Annotated in this window: 5 protein-coding genes; all 5 read left to right on the top strand. The window is 41.9% G+C overall.

Annotation, left to right across the window (positions count from 1 at the left end):
• Positions 1 to 219 precede the first annotated feature (219 nt).
• The 5 genes from SPADD19_RS06975 to SPADD19_RS06955 all read left to right on the top strand — a co-directional run bounded on the left by SPADD19_RS06975 (position 220) and on the right by SPADD19_RS06955 (position 4,053).
• Positions 220 to 666 (top strand): LytTR family DNA-binding domain-containing protein, encoded by a 447-nt coding sequence (locus SPADD19_RS06975; RefSeq protein WP_061455615.1) that lies wholly within the window; start codon positions 220 to 222, stop codon positions 664 to 666.
• Between the two features lie 4 nt (positions 667 to 670).
• A complete protein-coding gene (locus tag SPADD19_RS06970; RefSeq protein WP_014712935.1) occupies positions 671 to 1,366 on the top strand; it encodes a LiaF transmembrane domain-containing protein in 696 nt (231 codons plus the stop codon).
• Positions 1,367 to 1,484: 118 nt separating this feature from the next.
• Positions 1,485 to 1,673 carry a 50S ribosomal protein L28 gene (gene rpmB / locus SPADD19_RS06965; RefSeq protein ID WP_001140948.1) on the top strand — a complete coding sequence of 63 codons (189 nt, stop codon included), beginning with the start codon at positions 1,485 to 1,487 and terminating at the stop codon, positions 1,671 to 1,673.
• 347 nt (positions 1,674 to 2,020) lie between these two features.
• Positions 2,021 to 2,386 carry an Asp23/Gls24 family envelope stress response protein gene (locus tag SPADD19_RS06960; protein ID WP_003004393.1) on the top strand — a complete coding sequence of 122 codons (366 nt, stop codon included), beginning with the start codon at positions 2,021 to 2,023 and terminating at the stop codon, positions 2,384 to 2,386.
• A gap of 2 nt (positions 2,387 to 2,388) precedes the next feature.
• Complete coding sequence (locus SPADD19_RS06955; RefSeq protein WP_061455614.1) at positions 2,389 to 4,053, top strand: DAK2 domain-containing protein; 1,665 nt, start codon at positions 2,389 to 2,391, stop codon at positions 4,051 to 4,053.
• Positions 4,054 to 4,066 lie beyond the last annotated feature (13 nt).

Genomic DNA, 4,066 nt, shown 5'->3' with positions numbered 1-4,066 from the left:
GGTCTTAGCTCTGTTTCTACATTTTTATTTCTTTGTAAAATCATTTAATTAATTTAGCTAAAAAGGTTTGTCCAAGTTCTCGGTTGCTCACTTAATTAGCTCTTTTACTTCTTAGATACGACCTCTTAGTAGGGAAAAGGTGCCACTTACTGAAAAGCCCTTGTTTTGTTTTCAATAGCTGTTATAATGGTACTATCAAAACGTTGGGAAAGGAGTTTTATGAAAGTTAAAATCGAATTGGATCCATCTATGGACGAGCCTGAGATCTTGATTCGAGCTCCGCGCTTGACCCCGGAGTTGACCCAGCTGCAAGAGAGAATCCTGGAACAAAAGGTTGCTCCTTTAGCCTTCTACAAGGACCGAAGTGAGTATTTTCTGGATGTAGCATCGATCCTCTTTTTTGAGACGGACGGGGAGAAGATTTTTGGACACACCAAGGATGAGGCCTATGAGGTCAAGCAGAAACTCTATGAATTGGAGGAGCTGCTTCCCATCGCCTTTTGTCGGATTTCCAAATCCACCATTGTCAACGCAAAGCAGATCTATTCTCTAGAAAAGTCTTTTTCAGGGACCAGCACGGTCAATTTCTACCAGACCCATAAGCAGGTCCACGTATCTAGACGCTATTATCAACTCTTAAAAGAACGACTAAATGAAATGAGGTAATATCATGAGAAAAAAATTAATTGGAGTATTCTTAATCCTTTTAGCAGCCTTAATCCTCTTACAAGGCTATTTTGTAAAATGGGACATCAGCATCTGGACCTTGGCTTGGGTTACCTTGCTTGCAGTCCTGTCCCTCTCTAGTTTCTTAAAACGCCATTTTGGTTGGGGCTTCATCTATGGACTTTTAGCTCTCTTTTGTCTCAATGGGCAATACCATTTCCTTCCGGTGTCCAATTCAGTTGTCATCCTCTCCTCAATTCTCGCTGTGATTGGGCTCAACATTTTGTTTAAACCCTCTAAGAAAACAAAAGCCCGCCTAGCTTCCTATTCTGCTGGGTCCATGAGTAAGTCTGATGGCAATGACATCGATGTCACTTTTTCAACGGTGACAAAATATCTCAATGACCAACACTTTACCCACGGAAGTGCAGATGTAAGTATGGGAGAAGCTTCGGTTTATTTTGACAATTGCCGGATTGAGGGTCCTTCTGCTCAGTTTGTTGTTGATGTTTCTCTTGGGAGTCTGAGCCTCTATGTACCAAGCGATTGGCGTGTCCATGTAAATGTGGATAATTCCCTCTCAGCGATCCAGCACCAGGAAAATCCAAGTGCTCTGACAAGTAAGGATTTCTACATTACGGGCGATGTTTCCTTGGGAAATCTAGAAATTATCTATGTAGGAGCGAATTCGTTTTCTTAAGTCGGAAATGAAAAACTTTAGCCAAAAGCTTGCCAAGAGAGATTTTTTTTGGTAATATAGTACGGTATGTGGTGCTAGCACATCCGTTATATTAGATCTAATAGGAGGAAACACAGAAATGGCTAAAGTATGTTATTTCACAGGTCGTAAGACTGTATCAGGTAACAACCGTTCACACGCTATGAACCAAACAAAACGTGCCGTAAAACCAAACCTTCAAAAAGTAACTGTCCTTATCGATGGTAAACCTAAAAAAGTTTGGGCTTCAGCTCGTGCATTGAAATCTGGTAAAGTAGAACGCGTTTAATAAAGAAAGAAGGCTGGACAAAAATGTCCAGCCTTCACTTTTTTGATAGGATAGTTGCATGAGGCAGTGGTTGATTGCTCAAAACACTGCTTTGAATCTCAAAAGATAACCTAATGAGGGAAACAATATTTCCTTCATCAGCAACCTCCCAGGCTTTGAAGCTATGCGGGGTGGGAAAATTGAAAAGATCTGGGGAACCTTTTCAACTTTTTTATTTTACGGAGTTCTTTCCCACTCCTTTTTCTTCAGAGACAGCTGTCACAGCGGGTGAAGAATAGTCCCTACCCTTTTACAGTTGACCTCTTTTATGGTAAAATAGAATATAAAATACTTTTGAGGTAGAAATTATGACAGTAAAAATCAATACAAAGGACGGTCAAATTGAATTGACTGATGAGGTTATCGCAACTGTTGTAGGCGGTGCTGCTACTGAGATCTTCGGTGTGGTTGGAATGGCCAGCAAAAATGCGATCAAAGATAATTTCCAAGCCCTCCTAGGGAAAGAAAACTTCTCTAAAGGTGTTGTTGTCAAAACAACGGAAGCAGGAACTATCGCAGTTGATGTTTACACTGTTTTGAGCTATGGAACAAAAATTAGCGAAGTCTCAAAAAATATTCAAGAACGTGTGAAATTTAGTTTGGAAAATCAACTTGGAATCACTACGGATACTGTGAATGTCTATATTCAAAATATCAAAATTGTGGGAGAATAATCGTGTCTAATATTACTACAAGTTTATTTCAAGAAATGGTCCAAGCGGGGGCTACGCGCTTAAATAAACAAGCGGAATATGTAAACTCTTTGAACGTCTTTCCTGTACCAGATGGGGATACAGGGACTAATATGGGAATGACCATTGAAAATGGAGCCAAAGAAGTATCTGACCGTACTGCTTCAACTGTTGGAGAAGCAGCAGGGATTTTTGCCAAAGGACTATTGATGGGTGCGCGTGGGAACTCAGGAGTCATCACTTCTCAATTATTCCGTGGTTTTTCTCAAAGTGTCAAAGACAAAGAAGAATTGGATGGAGCAGCGCTTGCAGCAGCCTTTCAGTCTGGTGTAGAAGTTGCTTATAAAGCTGTTATGAAGCCAGTTGAAGGAACCATTTTGACGGTTTCTCGTGGGGCAGCCATCGGGGCCAAGAAAAAAGCAGAATCTACCAATGATGCAGTAGAAGTCATGCGTGCAGCTCTTGAAGGAGCTAAAACAGCTCTTGCTAAGACTCCAGATATGTTGCCGGTCTTGAAAGAAGTTGGCGTGGTAGACTCTGGTGGTCAAGGGTTGGTCTTCATCTATGAAGGATTCTTGTCAGCCTTGACAGGTGAATTCATTGCTTCTGAAGAGTTCCAAGCAACACCTGCAACTATGTCAGAAATGATCAATGCAGAACACCACAAGTCCGTCGCTGGCCATGTCGCAACTGAAGATATCAAGTTTGGTTACTGTACAGAAATCATGGTCGCATTGAAACAAGGTCCAACCTATGTCAAAGACTTCGATTACGATGAATTCCGTAACTATTTGAACAACCTTGGGGATTCCCTGTTGGTGGTGAATGACGATGAGATTGTCAAAGTTCACGTCCATACAGAAGATCCAGGTCTTGTCATGCAAGAAGGTCTTAAGTACGGAAGCTTGGTGAAGGTCAAAGTCGACAACATGCGTAACCAACACGAAGCGCAAGTTGAAAAAGAAGAGCGCCAAGCTAAACCGGTTGAAGAAAAAGAATATGCCATCATCGCAGTAGTTGCTGGTGACGGATTGGCTGATATCTTTAAAGCGCAAGGAGTTGATTACATCATCTCTGGTGGTCAAACCATGAACCCATCAACTGAAGACTTTGTCAAAGCAGTTGAAGAGTTGAATGCGCGCAACATTATTATCTTGCCAAACAACAAAAATATCTTGATGGCTGCTCAATCTGCAGCAGAAGTGATTGATCAGCCTGCAGCAGTTGTTGAGACCAAGACCATCCCTCAAGGATTGACTAGTCTTCTTGCCTTTGATGAAAGCAAGTCGATCGAAGAAAACTACGAACGCATGAGCGCTTCATTGGGCGATGTTGTGTCTGGTAGTGTGACAACAGCGGTTCGCGATACCACTATTGATGGGCTTGAAATCCATGAAAATGATAATCTTGGAATGGTCGATGGCAAAATCGTTGTTTCAAATCCAGATATGATGGAAACCTTGGAAGAAACATTCGCTCATATGTTGGATGAAGACAGTGAAATTGTGACCATCTATGTCGGTGAAGACGGCAGTGAGGAGTTGGCAGATGAATTGGCCCAAGCCCTTGCTGAGAAGTATGAGGATGTAGAAGTGGAAATCCACCAAGGTGGCCAACCCGTCTACCCTTACTTGTTTAGTGTAGAATAATTGAACAGAGAGG

Origin of the sequence: Streptococcus parasanguinis (genome assembly GCF_001578955.1) — a bacterium.
Lineage (GTDB): Bacteria > Bacillota > Bacilli > Lactobacillales > Streptococcaceae > Streptococcus > Streptococcus parasanguinis_U.
Note: the sequence above shows the minus strand (reverse complement) of the source record. Positions and strands in the feature narration are given on the sequence as shown.

Coding starts and splice junctions, on each gene's coding strand:
- SPADD19_RS06975 (WP_061455615.1), top strand. CDS start 220: ATGAAAGTTAAAATCGAATTGGATCCATCTATGGACGAGCCTGAGATC.
- SPADD19_RS06970 (WP_014712935.1), top strand. CDS start 671: ATGAGAAAAAAATTAATTGGAGTATTCTTAATCCTTTTAGCAGCCTTA.
- rpmB (WP_001140948.1), top strand. CDS start 1,485: ATGGCTAAAGTATGTTATTTCACAGGTCGTAAGACTGTATCAGGTAAC.
- SPADD19_RS06960 (WP_003004393.1), top strand. CDS start 2,021: ATGACAGTAAAAATCAATACAAAGGACGGTCAAATTGAATTGACTGAT.